Genomic DNA, 15,350 nt, shown 5'->3' with positions numbered 1-15,350 from the left:
AGCCTGGCGTGGCACAGTGCCACGATGGCTCAGGCGGGCGAGCTGTACGTTCTCGACTCCGCGCTGCCGGTGCTTCTTCGCCCCGACGGCGCGGTACAGGTGGGCTGGAGTCCGCGTCGCGCCGTGCTGATCCGGCCACCGCGTGGCGTGACCGCCACGGGTCTGGCCGCCCTGCTACGAGCGATGCATTCGCCGATACCGATGAGCGAGCTGCGACGCCGGCCCATCGGGCTGAGTAACACCGGATTATCCACTCTGCTTACGCAATTGGAGGCGGCCGGAATCGTGAGGCGCGGCGCCCGGCAGCGACCGACGCGCTCGGCGTCGATCCGGGTGCACGGTCGCGGCCCGTTGTCGGAGTTGCTGGCCGAGGGGCTGCGGTGCTCGGGGGCCAGAGTCAAACAAAGCAACCAACCGCACGCGGCCGTCACCTCAGCCGATGCCGACCTCGTGGTGCTGGCCGACACCCTGGTCGCCGACCCGCGCATGGTGCGTGAGCTGCACAGCAACGGCGTCGCGTACCTCGCGGTTCGGGTCCGCGACGGCACCGGACTCGTCGGCCCCCTCGTGGTGCCCGGCGTCACCAGCTGCCTGGACTGTGCTGACCTGCACCGTCGGGATCGCGACGCGGCATGGCCCGCGATCGCCGCGCAGCTGCGCGACACCGTCGGGGTGGCAGACCGGGCGACGCTGCTGGCCACCGCGGCACTTGCACTCAGTCAGGTCAACCGGGTGATTGGTGCGGTCCGCGGCACCGACGCCGATCCCCCGGCCTCGTTGAGCGCCACACTGGAATTCGACGTGCACGCCGGCTCGATCGTCGCGCGCCAGTGGCCCCGGCATCCGCTGTGTTCCTGCTGACGGCGGTTGTGGCCGAACCGATAGAGCATCCACAGCCTTGTCGTGGATGATGGTTACGTGTCAGAGATCAAGCGCAGAGGCGCCTCGCGGAACGCGAAGTTAGCGGGTTTGGCGGGTGGCATCGCCGGTCGCACGGCGCTCGGGTTCGGCAAGCGGTTGGCTGGCAAATCTCAAGACGAGGTCAACGCCGAGCTGATGGAGAAGGCGGCTCACCAACTTTTCACCGTGCTCGGCGAGCTGAAGGGCGGCGCGATGAAAGTCGGCCAGGCCCTGTCGGTGATGGAAGCGGCCATCCCGGAGGAGTTCGGCGAGCCGTACCGCGAAGCACTGACCAAGTTGCAAAAAGATGCTCCGCCGATGCCCGCCGACAGGGTGCACCGGGTGCTCGACGCGCAGCTGGGTACCAAGTGGCGTCAACGGTTTTCTGAGTTCGACGACACCGCGGTGGCCTCGGCCAGCATTGGCCAGGTGCACAAGGGAGTGTGGGCCGACGGCCGCGAGGTCGCCGTGAAGATCCAATACCCGGGTGCCGACGAGGCGTTGCGCGCCGACCTGAAGACGTTGCGGCGCATGGTCGGAGTCGTCAAGCAACTCGCTCCGGGCGTCGACGTCGAAGGCGTTGTCGACGAGCTCATCGAGCGCACCGAGATGGAGCTGGACTACCGGCTCGAAGCCGAGCACCAGCGCGCCTTCGCCAAGGCGTACGCCGGCCACCCGGACTTCCTCGTCCCTCGGGTGGTGGCCAGCGCCCCCAAAGTCGTCGTGCAGGAATGGATCGACGGCATCCCGATGGCCGACATCATCCGCGAGGGCACCGTCGAGCAGCGCGACCTGCTGGGAACCCGGTTGGCCGCCTTCATCTTCGACGCGCCGCGCCGGATCGAGATGATCCACGGCGACGCCCACCCGGGCAATTTCATGCTGATGCCCGACGGAAAAATGGGCGTCATCGATTTCGGTGCTGTCGCACCGCTTCCCGGTGGATTCCCGGTCGAGCTCGGAGCGACGATCCGATTGGCCCGCGACAAGAATTACGACTTGGTGCTGCCGACCATGGAGAAGGTCGGCTTCATCCAGAAGGGCGAGCAGGTGTCGGTGCGCGACATCGACGAGATGTTGCGCCAGTACGTCGAGCCGGTCGAGGTCGAGGTCTTCCACTACACCCGTAAGTGGTTGCAGCGCATGACATACCGTCAGCTGAACCAGGGCGTCGCGCAGATCAAGACGGCCCGGCAGATGAATCTGCCACCGAAGCTGGCCATCCCGATGCGGGTGCTGGCCAGCTCGATGGCGATCCTGTGCCAACTGGACGCGCACGTGCCGACCCAAAAGCTCTCCGAGGAATTGGTACCCGGGTTCGCCGAGCCGGATACCGCTACCGCGTAACGGCTTTCGTCACCTACGCGGCGACCTTGCGGGGGCGGCCCCGCGGACGTTTGCGGCTGACGACCGAGCCCCGGTCGAGGATCTCGCCGCCCCACACCCCCCAAGGTTCGGCGCGGTCCAGCGCCTCGGCAAGGCACGCACGCCGGATCGGGCAATCGGTGCACAGCTGCTTGGCGCGCTCCAAGTCGGACGGGCTGTCGGCGAACCACAGGTCGGGATCGCTGACGTGACATGGCAACTCGGGCCGCTGATCGTCGGGATCTGGTTCCGCGGTCATGTCGTAATACCTGCTTCCTGGTCTGGCGTGCGTCGGGTGATTTCCGGACCAGTGGCGAGGTGCTGAGGAAAAAAATCGGCCACGGATCCTGGTGACTTCGGGTCCGTGGCCTTTGGTGAGATTGTGGGCTTGCTACGTGGGTAGAGCCCCGATCCACGGACGCTGGGTCTTGGCGGCGGCAATGCGCTTGTGCGCGGCCGCCGAGATGGCGGCATGGGCGGAGCCGACATCGCCGGCCGGGCGTACGTCGAACGCGTTGCGCGTGATCATGAGGGCTCCCCCCTTTCGTCTAGGCATGCGAAAGTGTGCGGTTAGAGGCTAAATGCTACCAGCGCGACGCGGCAAGCGATTTTCTGACCTGTGGTTTTACTTACGTGCGACTGCGGACGAGTTCTAGGACATCGGGCCCGAACTGCTCGAGCTTGCGTGCACCGATGCCTGGAATGGCGACCAGCGCGGCGTCATCGGCGGGCAGCATTTCGGCGATCGCGATCAGCGTGTTGTCGGTGAACACCACGTAGGCCGGGACATTCATCTCCTTGGCAGTGCGCAGTCGCCAGTCCTTGAGTTGGAGCAGGAGCTCGTCGTCGATGTCGGCGGCGCACGTCTCGCAGCGGCGAAGCATGATCGCCGTCGGGGTGCTGAGCTGGTTGTTGCAGATGCGGCAGCGTGACGCGGGCCCGCTCTTGCGCCGGGCGCGATTCGGCGCGGCGTCGACCTGGGTCTGCGGTGACAGCCCGTTGAGGAAGCGCGACGGCTTGCGGCTCTGCCGCCCGCCCGGGTTGCGGGCCAGCGCCCAGCTAATCGCCAAATGCACTCGCGCCCTTGTGATTCCGACGTAGAGAAGTCGACGCTCCTCTTCGACCGCCTCACTCTCGCCGCCGTGGGCCAATGCGTGCGAGATGGGTAGCGTGCCGTCAGTCAGCCCCACCAAGAACACCGCGTCCCACTCGAGTCCCTTGGCGGCGTGCAACGACGCCAACGTGACGCCCTGCACGACAGGTGGGTGGCGCGAGTCGGCACGGGTCCGCAACTCCGCGACCAACGCTGGCAGGTCGAGGTCGGGCCGGTGCGCGACTTCTTCGTCGACCAGCTCGGCCAGCGCCACCAACGCTTCCCAGCGTTCCCGGGCCCGCGTTCCGGTCGGCGGCTCGGCGGTCAGCCCGAGCGGCTCGAGGAGACCGCGGACTACCTCGGGCAGCACGGAGCCGGGTTCCACGTCTCGGCTTGCCGCCCGCTGCAGCGCGAGCAGGGCCTGCCGGATTTCCTGGCGGCTGAAGAATCCCTCACCGCCGCGAACCTGATAGGGGGCTCCCGCCTCCGTCAGCGCCTCTTCGTAGACCTCGGACTGGGCGTTGATGCGGTAGAGCACCGCGATCTCCGAGGGCGGTGTGCCGGCCTCGATCAGTCGCGCGATCGACTTGGCCACCGCGGTGGCCTCGGCCACCTCGTCGGGATAGTCGCGAAACGTCGGCTCCGGGCCGGGATCCCGCTGGCCCACCAGGTGCAACTTGCTGCCGGCGACCCGGCCGCGAGCGGCGGCGATCACGCGGTTGGCTAGCGATACGACCTGCGGCGTCGACCGGTAGTCACGTTCCAGGCGCACCACGGTGGCGTCCGGGAATCGCCGCGAAAAGTCCAGCAGGTAGCGCGGCGAGGCCCCGGTGAACGAGTAGATGGTCTGGTTGGCGTCACCGACGACAGTCAGGTCGTCGCGGTCGCCGAGCCAGGCCGAGAGCACCCGCTGCTGCAGCGGGGTGACGTCCTGGTATTCGTCGACGACGAAGCAGCGGTAGCGATTACGGAACTCCTCGGCTACCGCGGCGTCGTTCTCGATGGCTGCCGCGGTGTGCAGCAGCAAGTCGTCGAAGTCGAGCAGCGCCAGGCCTTGGGCGTTGTTGCCGCGGGCCTTCAGCGACTCGTAGGCGGTGTAGACGGCGGCGACCTTCGCGGCGTCCAGCGGGACGTCGCGGGCTGCCTCGGCCACCGCGTCGGGATACTGCTCCGGCGAAATCAACGACGCTTTGGCCCACTCGATTTCGCCGGCCACGTCACGGACGTCGTCGGTGCTCAGTTTCAGACCGGCGCTGGTGGCACCGCGCGCGACGACGGCGAACTTGGTGTCGAGCAACTGCCAGCCGGTGTCGCCGACCACCCGCGGCCAGAAGTAGCGCAGCTGCCGGTGCGCGGCGGCGTGAAATGTCATCGCCTGCACACCACCGACGCCGGTCTGCGCGGCGGCGCCCAAGGCGCGAAGCCGGGTCCGCATCTCACCGGCGGCGCGCTGAGTGAACGTCACGGCAAGCACCTGACCGGGGGCGACGTGACCGGCCGCGACGAGTTGGGCGATGCGATGGGTGATCGTGCGGGTCTTGCCCGTCCCTGCCCCGGCCAGCACACACACCGGGCCGCGGGGAGCCAGCACGGCCTCACGCTGCTCGTCGTCGAGATCGACGGTGAGGGAGTCGGTGTTGGCAGCGATCGCCGGCATGGCGTCCATCTTGGCAGTGCTCGCCGACAGCCGTCCGGCAGCGCCACGCCGCGGCATCTCCGATCTGCCCTCTATCGTGGAGGGACTATGACTAACGCTTCCATCACCATGTACAGCACACCGTGGTGCGGCTACTGCCATCGACTGAAGACCGTGCTCAAGTCGGCGGGCATCGCCTACGACGAGGTCGACATCGAGCAGGATCCCGCCGCGGCCGAGTTCGTCGGCTCCGTCAACGGTGGCAACCACGTCGTGCCGACGGTGAAATTCTCCGACGGCTCGACGCTGACCAACCCCAGCGGCAACGCGGTCAAGGCGAAGCTGGCCGAGCTGGGCAGCTAGCCCGCATCGTCAACCGGCGTAGTTCGATTGCCGGCCTCCTCCTCAGGCCGTCCCGGCCTGCATCGTCAACCGGCGTAGTTCGATTGCCGGCCTCCTCCTCAGGCCGTCCCGGCCCGCATCGTCAACCGGCGTAGCCCGATTGCCCGGCTCCTCAGCGGGACGTACCGTCCCGCATCGTCACCGGGCGTAGTTCGATTGCCGGCCTCCTCCTCAGGCCGTCCCGGCCTGCATCGTCAACCGGCGTAAGCCCAGGACTCCACGATCACCCGTGCGATCGACACCGACCCGGGCAAGAGCAGCCGAGACTCCGAGTCGCTGCTCCAATCGCCGACCTGCAGGGCCGCGCGAATCTCGTCGCGGGTGAACCACTCCGCCTCGGCGATCTCGCCGTCGTTGAACGCGAACGGCTGAGCCGGATCGGCCACCGCGTGAAAGCCGATCATCAGGGAACGGGGAAACGGCCACGGCTGGCTACCCAGGTAGCGGATGTCGCTGACCGTCAGCCCGATCTCCTCGTAAATCTCTCGCGCGACACAGGTCTCGAACGACTCCCCCGCCTCGACGAAGCCGGCCAGCAGCGAGAACATCCGGGCCGGCCACACCGTCTGCCGGGCCAGCACCGCGCGGTCGCCGCCGTCGTGCACTAGACAGATGATGGCCGGGTCGATGCGCGGGAATTCCTCGTGACCGGTGACCGGGTTGATACGGGCCCAGCCCGCCCGCACCGGTTTGGTCGGCGAGCCGTCGATCGAGCTGAACCGGGAGCTGGCATGCCAGTTCAGCAACGCCGCCGCGGCCGACACCAGTTGCGCGCCGACGTCGTCGAAAAGCTGCCCGGCCCGGCGCAAATCGGCGACCTCGGCTTTGATCTCCGGGTCTTCGGGCGACTCCAGCGGACCCCGGACCGCCCACACGTGCCGGCCGTCCTCGAGGCGGCCCAGGAATACCGCGTCGAGTGGCGGCTTGTCGGCCAGTTTGCTCGCTTGGCCGAGCAGAACCTTGCCATCGGCGACCATCACCTGGTTGCGCGAGTCGAGCCGCAGCAGGGCGGCGTTCGGCCATCCCGCGATCGCGGCATCGGTGTCGGTGCGCACCTGATCGGCACGGTCTGCGCCGATGCGCGATAGCAGCGGCACGCTATTGAGCTGGAAATCCACGTGGGGTCCCGCCTTACTTACCCGTGTTACGGACGTAGAGCAGTCGGTCGCCGGACTCGAGGGCGTCCGCCTCGGGCGCGTCGACGCGCAACAGCCGGCCATCGCGCACCACCCCGAGCACGATGTCGGGCAGGTGCCGCGGCGAGCCGCCGAGCTCGGTCTGTTCGACCTCGCGTTCGGCGATGGCGAATCCGTGCGACGGCGTCAGGAGGTCGTCGATCATCTCCACGACGCTCGGCGTGGTGGTGGCGACACCGAGCAGCCGGCCCGCCGTCTCGGAGGAGACGACCACCGAATCGGCGCCGGATTGCTTGAGCAGATGCTGGTTTTCCGCTTCGCGGATCGACGCGACGATCTTGGCGTGCGGCGCGACTTCGCGGGCGGTCAGGGTGACCAGCGTTGCGGTGTCGTCGCGACCGGTGGCGACGATGATGGACGACGCGTGCTGGGCTGAGGCGAGCCGGAGCACGTCGGATCGCGTGGCGTCGCCGTGCACGGTCACCAGGTCGGCGGCGGCGGCGTTGTCGAGAGCCGCGTGGTCGATGTCGACGACGACGAAGTCCTTGCCGGCCGCCTCGTCACCGCACATCGCGGCGACCGCGGTCTTGCCTTTGGTCCCGTAACCGATGACGACGGTGTGGTTGCGCACTGTGCTCCTCCAACGCTGAATCTTCCAGGCCTGCCGGGATCGCTCGGTGAGCACCTGAAGGGTCGTGCCGACCAACACCACGAGGAAGAGGATCCGCAACGGCGTCAGCACTAGAACATTGATCAGCCGGGCGAATTCGGTAGATGGGGTCAGGTCGCCGTAACCGACCGTGGTCAGGGACACCGTCGCGAAGTAGACGCAGTCCAGGAACGTCAGCGGTCCACCCCGCACGTCGGTGTAGCCGTTGCGGCCGAGGTAGACGGTGACCACCGCGGCCGCCAGGGCCAGCAACGCAACAACGACCCGGCGCCAGATCGCCCGGATCGGACTGAGCTGAACCTCGGGGACACGCACCACTCCCACGAGCGCGTAGCCGGGCTTGGTGGTCAGCGTCTCGTCGAGAGCGCGTTCCCGACGGCTAACTCTGACCACTGCTGATCGGCTCGTAGGGACGCACGACACAATGTAACCATGACCGCCATCACTCCCAGTTCTGACCGCGACGCCGGCCGGACGCTTGCCTACCGCATCGCGGCGCTGCTGCTCGGCGTAGGCACGCTCCACTTCGTGGCACCTAAGCCCTTCGACGGCATCATTCCCGTCGAGCTGCCCGGCAGCGCGCGGTTCTATACCTATGCCTCCGGCGTGGCCGAGGTCGTGATCGGCGCCCTGCTGCTGCCGCTGCGCACCCGCCGTGCGGCGGCGTTGGCTGCGGCCGCGTTGTTCCTGGCGGTATTTCCGGGCAACGTCAACATGGTTCGGCTGTGGTGGGACAAGGGGTGGCCAGCGCGTATCGCTGCCCTGGCCCGTCTGCCGTTACAGATCCCGATGATCACCACGGCGCTCAAGGTCGCGCGCAACTCCTAACGGGCCAGCAGCCCGGCCATCTCGTCGGGCCCTGGCAACGTATCCGGGACGACGGTGCACCCGGTTCGCACGTAGTGAAATGCGGTGCGCACCAACGATTCGTCGCAGCCGCTGAGCGCAGCCCAAGCGATGCGGTAGACGCCGAGCTGGATCGCGGCGTGCCGAGCGGCGTCGGAGCCCTGCGGCCGCTCACCGGTCTTCCAATCGACCACGGTCGCGCCGCCGTCCGGCTCGGCAAATACCGCGTCAATACGACCACGAATCACCTTGCCGCCGATGGCCATTTCGAATGGCACCTCGACAGCGATCGGTGTCCGCGCCGCCCACGGTGAAATCAGGAAGGCCTCTTGCAGCGCCGCGAGTTCTTCGGCGTCGCGCTGCGCGATCTCGGTGTCGGCGGCGCCGGGCAGATCGGCAAGATCGAACAGCCGCTCGGCACCATAGAAACGCTCGACCCAGTCGTGGAAGGCATTGCCCAGCAATGCATGTGGCTCGGGTCGTGCCGGTAACCGGCGGGTGAGTCGCTGCGCCGCATGGTCGGGATCGCGGGCCAGATCGACTAGGCTGCTGACCGACAGCCCGTTGGGCAGGGTGCGCGTGGCCGGCTGCGCGGCCTGGGCACGCTCCTTCAGCAGGGCGTCCACGTCGGCGGCCCACCCTTCATAGTCGGCGGCCGACACGGCAGCGTCGGATGACATCGCGGCCCTGACGAGTTCGGCACCGCGCTGGACGTCGACGCGGCGAGCAGCCAGCGGGTCGACGGGCCAGCTCGCCTCCTGCACACCGTCGCGCAACGGGTTTCGTTCCCCGTCGGGCGGCGCGGGCGCCCAGTATTCGACGACACCACAGGGTCGGCCCGCGTCTGCCGATCGGTCGATGATGTCCTTCAGTTCGCACAGAAAGTCCGATGGCCCCCGCGGCTTGATGCCGGTGGCGGCCCAGTGGTGGCCGGACAGTAGCAGCGTGTCCTCCGAGCGGGTGATCGCCACATAGAGCAGTCGACGCTCCTCGTCGATGCGGCGTTGCTCGAGCTGAGCGCGGTGCTTAGAGATCCTGTCCGACAATTGCTTTCGATCGGTCACATCCGACGTGTCGAGCACCGGCACGCCGTGCACGCCCTTCACGGACCGGTCACCGCGCAACAGCGGCGGGAGGTCGGCAGCATCGGTGAGCCAGGTGCGGGACTGGGCAGTCGACGGGAACAACCCGCCCGATAGGTGCGGCACGGCGACCACCTGCCACTCCAAACCCTTTGCCGCGTGGACGGTCATCACTTGAACCCGGTTCTGCGCGACCACGACCTGCGCCGGCGCCAAGCCGTTCTCGACAATCGCCGCCGCGTCCAGGTAAGCCAGCAGCTCAACGACCGAAGCCAGCGAGTCGCCCCCAGCGGCGGTCCGATCGGCAAAGCCGTGGACCACGTCGGCGAAGGCGTCGAGCTGCTCGGTGCCGGCCCATCCGGAGCCCCGTGACGCCGCTCGCACCTCGCAGTCGACACCGAGCAGTCGGCGAACCTCCGCGACCAGGTCGGGCAGCGGGTGACCGAGGTGGCCGCGCAACGTGTTGAGCTCGTCGGCGAGTTCACCGATACGCCGATAACCCTCCGCCGAATACATCTGTGCTGGACCAGGATCGGCGAGCGCGTCGGCCAGGCCGGCGGTATCGGCCTGCGGGTCCGCGGCTTGTGCGATCCGTTCCGCCGTCTCGCCGGAATGCGCCGTACGGCCGTCGTCGAGCTCGACAGACCCATGGTCGCGACCCGCGGCGCCCGGCTCCGCCGCGCTTGCGATCGCGACGGAACGCCTCCACAGCGTCGCTATGTCGCGGGCGCCGAGCCGCCACCGGGGACCGGTGAGCACCCGCATCGCGGCAGCCCCGGCAGTGGGGTCGACGACCAGCCGCAGCATCGCCATTACGTCGGCGACCTCGGGCACCGCGAGCAGACCTGCCAGTCCTACGACTTCCACGGGGATGCCGCGGGCGCGCAGCGCTGCGGCGATCGGCGCAGCGTCGGTGTTGCGGCGCACCAGGACCGCGGCGGTAGGCGGCGCCACCCCGTCGATTGCGGCCTGCCGGTAACGCTGTTGCAGATGGTCGGCGAGCCACTCGCGTTCGGCCAGCACGTCGGGCAGCAGCGCGCAGCGCACCGTGCCGAGGTCGGCGCCGGGCCGCGCACGCAGCGCGTTGACCGCCACCGAACGCTGCCGCGCATCGGCCGACATGGCATTGGCAACATGCAACGTCGTCGGCGGGTTGCGCCAGCTCGTGCTCAACTCCAACACCGGGGCCGGGCTGCCGTCGGGCAGCGGGAAATCGGTGGTGAAACGCGGCAGGTTGGTGGCCGAGGCGCCGCGCCAGCCGTAGATGGACTGGATCGGGTCGCCGACCGCGGTAAGCGCCAGTTGTTCGTCGACTCCACCACCGAACAGCGACGACAGCAACATCCGTTGCGCGTAACCGGTGTCCTGGTATTCATCCAGCAGCACCACACGATAACGGCCGCGCAGTTGTTCGCCGACCTGTGGCACCGTCATCGCCAGCCTTGCGGCGCAAGCCATTTGGCTGCCGAAGTCCATCACCTTCTCGGCCCGCATCCGCCGGTGCAGGGCGTCGATCAGCGGCACGAACTCGGCGCGTTCGGATTGGGTGGCCAGCATGCGCAGCAGCCACTGGCTGGGGCCGCGGTCGCGTTGGTAGGGGCCTGCCGGAAGGGTGTGCACCAACCGCTCGAGTTCGACATGGGTGTCGCGAACCTGGTCGGTGTCGACGAGATGCTCGGCAAGTTGACCCGACAGCCGCAGCACCATCGCGGTGACAGCGGCCGGGTTCTTCTCGGTGTTGAGCTCTCCCGGGTAGGAGTTGACGACGTCGAATGCCAGCTGCCACAGTTCGGTCTCGCTGAGTAGGCGGGTGTCGGGTTCGACGGGTTGTGCCGAGCCGGGGGTCGACAGCAAGCCGTATTCGCGGAGCAACTGGCCGGCGAAAGCGTGATAGGTGCTGACTACCGGCACCCCAATGGGCTCGTCCGGTTGACCGCACACGACCAGCCCCGTGCCGCTGAGACGGGCCAGTCGGGACCTGACCCGGCGCAACAGCTGACCCGCCGCTTTGCGGGTGAAGGTCAGGCCGAGTACCTGTCCGGGATCGGCGTAGCCGTTGGCGACGAGCCACACGACCCGCGCGGCCATGGTCTCAGTCTTGCCGGCGCCGGCGCCGGCGATGACCACCAGCGGTCCCGGCGGAGCGGCGATGACCGCGGCCTGTTCCTCGGTCGGCTCGAAAAGGCCGAGTGCACTGGCTAATTCGGCCGGGCTGTAGCGTGCCGGCGCGAGGACGGTCATGCGGGTTCCTTTCCGTCGAGCCCCGTGTGCGCCGGGCAACTCGGCCGCACCGGGCAGTGCGTGCATCCGTCGTTGACCCTCGCAATGAATTGCGGTCCGGCGGTGGCTGCGGCCGCGTCCCGGATCTTGGCGCGCCACTGGTCTCGCGCGTCGGGCGTCAGCGGATCCTGCTCGCGCTCGGTGGCGCCGCCCGACCCTGGCTTGCCGAGATAGACGAGACGGCCGCCGCCGGGCTCGTCGCCGTGGTCGACCAGGCCTTCGGCCACCGCAAGCTGGTAGGCGGCCAGCTGAGCGTGGCGCTGCGCATCGTCCTTGGTAACCGGCGTCTTGCCGGTCTTGACGTCCACGATCACCAGCCGCCCGGCCGCGTCGCGTTCGATGCGGTCGACGCGGCCGCGCAGCCGGACCTCACCGTCGGCCAGAACCCCGTCGACCTCGACTTCGACGCCGACTTCGGTGAGCTGCCCACGGGTCTGCGCCCGCCACGCCAGGAAAGCCTCCACCATGGCCCGGTGCCGGACAAGTTCATTGTCGGCGTACCAGCGTGATTCGAAAGGCAGATGCCGCCAAGCGCGTTCCAGGTCGGCGAGCAACTCGGACTCGCTGCGACCCGGCTCGGCGATCAGCGCGTGCACGAGAGAGCCGACGGTCGAGCCGAGGTCGCGTGCATCGGTGCCGCCGTGGCGTTCGGCCATCCAGCGCAGCGGGCAGTCGGTCAGCGTCTGCAGGCTCGACGGCGTCAGCGTCACGACATGTTCTGGATGCTCTTCCCTGCTCCACATCGGCTCGGTCGTGCTGACTTCCGCCATGCCATACCAGCCGGCGGGGTCGGCGCCCGCGACGCCTGCCGCCGCCAGGCGCGCCAATTGGGTTGCGGCACAGCCTCGCATCGCGTCGCTGACCGCTCCCTGCGGTGCGCACACGACACCGCGCAACCGGCCCACCACCGCGCTGGTGGACAGCACTCGCGGCGCGACGACCGGCTGCGGCAGGTCGCCGCCATTGGGGCGTGCCAGGTCGGCGGCTCCGGTAGACCACTGGGCGATTTCGGCGAAGAACGGTGACGGCATGCTGGCCTCGTCGACGCCACTGCTCTCGCCGTCGACCGCGGTGACGAGCAGCCGGGTGCGCGCCCGTCCCAGCGCGCCGACCAGCAGGCGCCGCTCCTCGGCGAGCAGCGGCGCGCGCATCGACGCGCTTTCGGCAACGCCGTCCAGCACGTCCAGCAGCCGCTGTGTACCCAGCACTCCCCCGCGCGGAACCGTGTTGGGCCACAACCCTTCCTGCAAGCCGGCGACGACGACGAGATCCCACTCATGGCCGAGCGCCGCGTGGGCGCTGAGCACCGAGACCTCCTCCGCGGCAGCTCGTTCGGCACCAGCGGTGAAAAGCTGCTCGGCCGTCAGATGATCGATCAGTCCGCGCAACGATGCGCCGGCGGTCCGCGCGAGGTACTGATCGGTGGCGTCGAACAACGCCGTGACCGCGTCGAGATCGCGACCAGCCTGGACGCCGGCGGGACCGCCGCGCTCACACGCGGTCAGCCAACGACGCTGCAGACCAGACCGCTGCCATGCCGCCCACAGCGTGTAGCGCGGATCCTCGCCGCGCCGGTGGGAGTCGGCGGCCGCGTCCAGCACCCCACGCACCCGCCCCAGCGACTTGGCCTGGGTCGCGGTGAGCCGGGCCGGCGACGTAGCGCCCAGCACCTCCACCAGCTGGTCGCCGAAATCCTGTGACGCGCCGCCCTTTTCGCCGCGCCGCAGGGTGCGCCGCAGTTGACGCAGCGACACCGGGTCGACCCGGCCGATCGGGCCGGTCACCAGCGCCCGGGCCTGCTCACCGGTGAGCCCGTCGGCCGTCGCGGCCAGCACCGTACACAGCGTCCGCACCGCGGGCTGCGCAGCCAGCGGCCCGGTGAGCGCGGTCGGGGCAACCGGTACACCGGCGCGCGCCAAGGCGTGCGGCAGCCCAGCCGCCCGCGGGACCGACCGCACCACGACCGCCATCTGCGACCACGGCACGCCGTCGACCAGATGAGCGCGCCGCAGGTAGTCGGCGATCATTGTCGCCTCGGCACCGGCGGAGCCGGCCAACTGGACTCGCACCGAACCGTAATCGTCTCCGCTGCCGTCGATCTGGCCCCCGCCGGCCAGGCGACCCGCGATGCCCGAGACAGCCCTCGCCACGGCCGGGGCGCAGCGGTGTGACGTCGTCAGCGTGACCGATGGAGTGCCCTGGCCCAGCAGCGCGGCAGGCTCGGCGCCACGGAAGCCGAACACCGCCTGGTCCGGGTCGCCGGCCAGCAGCGTCACTTCTGCCCCGGCCGCCAGCACCCGCACCAACAGGGCGGCCTGCGGATCCAGTTGCTGCGCATCGTCGACCAGCAACACACCGATCCGGGCCCGTTCGCCCGCGAGCAACTCCGGGTCCACCGCAAACGCCTCCAGCGCGGCGCCCACCAGTTCGGCGGCCCCGACCGCCGGTGTGGTCGCCTGCGGAGCCGCCGTTCCCACGGCGGCCCGCAGCAGCATCACCTGTTCGTAGTTGCGCGCGAACCGGCCCGCGGCAACCCATTCCGGACGGCCCGACAGCCGACCCACCCGCTCCAGCTGCTGCGGGTCGACCCCGCGCTCGGCGCATCGGGTCAGCAGCTCGCGCAGTTCGGCCGCGAAACCCGTCGTGCTCAGGGCCGCCCGCAGTTCGGTCGGCCATCCGTCGGCACCGTCGGCGATCTCGCCGGCCAGCAGCTCGGCGATGATCGCGTCCTGCTCGGCGCTAGTCACGAGCCGCGGCGGTGGACCGCCGGCACGCTGAGCCGCCAGCCGCAGGACGGCAAACGCGTAGCTGTGCACGCTGCGCACCAATGGTTCACGGATGACCGCGGGACGCAGACCCATGCGCTGGGACTCCAGGAGTCGCGCCGTCAGCGCGCTGCGCGCCTGGGCGCCGATCCGGCCCGACCCGGTGAGCAGCAGAACGGATTCCGGATCGGTGCCCATCGCGATGCGGGCAGCTGCCACGTCGATCAGCAGCGAGCTCTTCCCCGTGCCGGGCCCGCCCAGCACGCGTACCGTCCCGCGCAGACCGGGATCGAGCACAGGGTGGGCCTCTGGGCCCCAGTGGAAGGACATAGCCGGAATGACACCACGGGGGTCCGACAAGTCGGCCGGATGACGTACTGGCACGATCGACATGTGACTTCGTTGCACGTGCATAGGTTCGGGCCCGACGGTCCAGCGCGGTTGCTCGCGCTGCACGGTCTCACCGGACACGGCCAGCGGTGGGGACATTTGGCCGACCGCTATCTACCCGAATTGGCCGTCATCGCACCGGATCTCATTGGACACGGCCACTCGACGTGGGATGCCCCGTGGACGATCGACGCCAACGTGTCCGCGCTGGAAGGTCTGCTGGCGCGAGAGGCCGACGGACCGGTGACGATCGTGGCGCACTCGTTCGGCAGCGCGATCGCCCTGCGACTCGCGGCCGCCCATCCCGACCGCGTCTCAGACCTCGTGCTGCTCGATCCGGCAGTCGCACTCGACGGCGGGTGGATGCGCGAGATCGCCGACGCCATGTTGGCCTCGCCCGATTACGCTGACGCCGCGGAGGCCCGCGCGGCGAAGACCAACGGTTCCTGGGCGGGCGTGGATCCCGCCGTCGTCGACACCGAATTGGACCAGCACCTCGTCACGCTGCCCAGCGGTCGGTGCACCTGGCGGCTCAGCTTGCCGGCCATGATGTCCTATTGGAGCGAACTGGCTCGTGATATGGCGTTGCCGCCCAAAGGAACTCACACCACCGTGGTGCGGGCGGCGTGGACGTCACCGCCCTATGTCACCGATCGCCTGGTCGCCGCGCTGGCGGAACAGCTGGGCGAGGATCTCGAATACGTGACCTTGGAGTGCGATCACATGGTGGCCGAGACCAAACCCGCCGATGTCGCCGCGCTGATCCTCGAGCGAATGGTGTGAGC

Annotated in this window: 12 protein-coding genes; 5 read left to right on the top strand and 7 right to left on the bottom strand. The window is 69.0% G+C overall.

The annotated features are described in order from the left end of the window. The first annotated feature begins 24 nt into the window (after nt 1-24). Both MKK62_RS16430 and MKK62_RS16425 read left to right on the top strand, forming a co-directional pair. Nucleotides 25-861: a cyclodehydratase gene (locus MKK62_RS16430; RefSeq protein WP_240258817.1), complete on the top strand. Its 837-nt coding sequence runs from the start codon at nt 25-27 to the stop codon at nt 859-861. Nucleotides 862-903: 42 nt separating this feature from the next. Further along, nucleotides 904-2,247, top strand: a complete 1,344-nt coding sequence (locus tag MKK62_RS16425) for a macrolide-binding ATPase MABP-1 (RefSeq protein ID WP_240258818.1) — start codon at nt 904-906, stop codon at nt 2,245-2,247. A gap of 13 nt (nt 2,248-2,260) precedes the next feature. On the opposite strand, the gene MKK62_RS16420 is transcribed toward MKK62_RS16425, so the two are convergent. The 3 genes from MKK62_RS16420 to MKK62_RS16410 form a co-directional block, all read right to left on the bottom strand. After that, nucleotides 2,261-2,524 carry a WhiB family transcriptional regulator gene (locus MKK62_RS16420; RefSeq protein ID WP_240258819.1) on the bottom strand — a complete coding sequence of 88 codons (264 nt, stop codon included), beginning with the start codon at nt 2,522-2,524 and terminating at the stop codon, nt 2,261-2,263. A 132-nt stretch (nt 2,525-2,656) separates the two neighbouring features. Next, nucleotides 2,657-2,794 carry a hypothetical protein gene (locus MKK62_RS16415; protein ID WP_240258820.1) on the bottom strand — a complete coding sequence of 46 codons (138 nt, stop codon included), beginning with the start codon at nt 2,792-2,794 and terminating at the stop codon, nt 2,657-2,659. Nucleotides 2,795-2,894: 100 nt separating this feature from the next. Then, nucleotides 2,895-5,024: an ATP-dependent DNA helicase UvrD2 gene (locus tag MKK62_RS16410; protein WP_434085095.1), complete on the bottom strand. Its 2,130-nt coding sequence runs from the start codon at nt 5,022-5,024 to the stop codon at nt 2,895-2,897. Between the two features lie 78 nt (nt 5,025-5,102). Here MKK62_RS16410 and MKK62_RS16405 point away from each other — a divergent pair, with 78 nt between their 5' ends. Continuing rightward, nucleotides 5,103-5,357, top strand: a complete 255-nt coding sequence (locus tag MKK62_RS16405; RefSeq protein ID WP_240258822.1) for a mycoredoxin — start codon at nt 5,103-5,105, stop codon at nt 5,355-5,357. Between the two features lie 233 nt (nt 5,358-5,590). On the opposite strand, the gene nudC is transcribed toward MKK62_RS16405, so the two are convergent. Next, nucleotides 5,591-6,514 carry an NAD(+) diphosphatase gene (nudC, locus tag MKK62_RS16400; protein WP_240258823.1) on the bottom strand — a complete coding sequence of 308 codons (924 nt, stop codon included), beginning with the start codon at nt 6,512-6,514 and terminating at the stop codon, nt 5,591-5,593. A 13-nt stretch (nt 6,515-6,527) separates the two neighbouring features. Beyond that, complete coding sequence (locus MKK62_RS16395) at nt 6,528-7,595, bottom strand: potassium channel family protein (RefSeq protein ID WP_240258824.1); 1,068 nt, start codon at nt 7,593-7,595, stop codon at nt 6,528-6,530. Nucleotides 7,596-7,634: 39 nt separating this feature from the next. On the opposite strand from MKK62_RS16395, the gene MKK62_RS16390 reads away from it, so the two are divergent. Further along, nucleotides 7,635-8,030, top strand: coding sequence for a DoxX family protein (locus tag MKK62_RS16390; RefSeq protein WP_240258825.1), 396 nt, complete (start codon nt 7,635-7,637; stop codon nt 8,028-8,030). Here MKK62_RS16390 and MKK62_RS16385 read toward each other — a convergent pair. Together MKK62_RS16385 and MKK62_RS16380 are read right to left on the bottom strand one after the other, a co-directional pair. After that, the gene (locus tag MKK62_RS16385) at nt 8,027-11,371 is read right to left on the bottom strand and encodes an ATP-dependent helicase (protein ID WP_240258826.1); all 3,345 of its coding nucleotides are present in this window, start codon (nt 11,369-11,371) and stop codon (nt 8,027-8,029) included. The two genes, MKK62_RS16390 and MKK62_RS16385, sit on opposite strands and share 4 nt — an antisense overlap. Further along, complete coding sequence (locus MKK62_RS16380) at nt 11,368-14,505, bottom strand: ATP-dependent helicase (RefSeq protein WP_240258827.1); 3,138 nt, start codon at nt 14,503-14,505, stop codon at nt 11,368-11,370. Before MKK62_RS16380 ends, MKK62_RS16385 begins: the two co-directional genes overlap by 4 nt. Before the next feature lie 63 nt (nt 14,506-14,568). Here MKK62_RS16380 and MKK62_RS16375 point away from each other — a divergent pair, with 63 nt between their 5' ends. Further along, a complete protein-coding gene (locus tag MKK62_RS16375; protein ID WP_434084954.1) occupies nt 14,569-15,348 on the top strand; it encodes an alpha/beta hydrolase in 780 nt (259 codons plus the stop codon). The last annotated feature ends 2 nt before the right edge of the window (nt 15,349-15,350 follow it).

Origin of the sequence: Mycobacterium paraterrae (assembly GCF_022430545.2) — a bacterium.
Lineage (GTDB): Bacteria > Actinomycetota > Actinomycetes > Mycobacteriales > Mycobacteriaceae > Mycobacterium > Mycobacterium paraterrae.
Note: the sequence above shows the minus strand (reverse complement) of the source record. Positions and strands in the feature narration are given on the sequence as shown.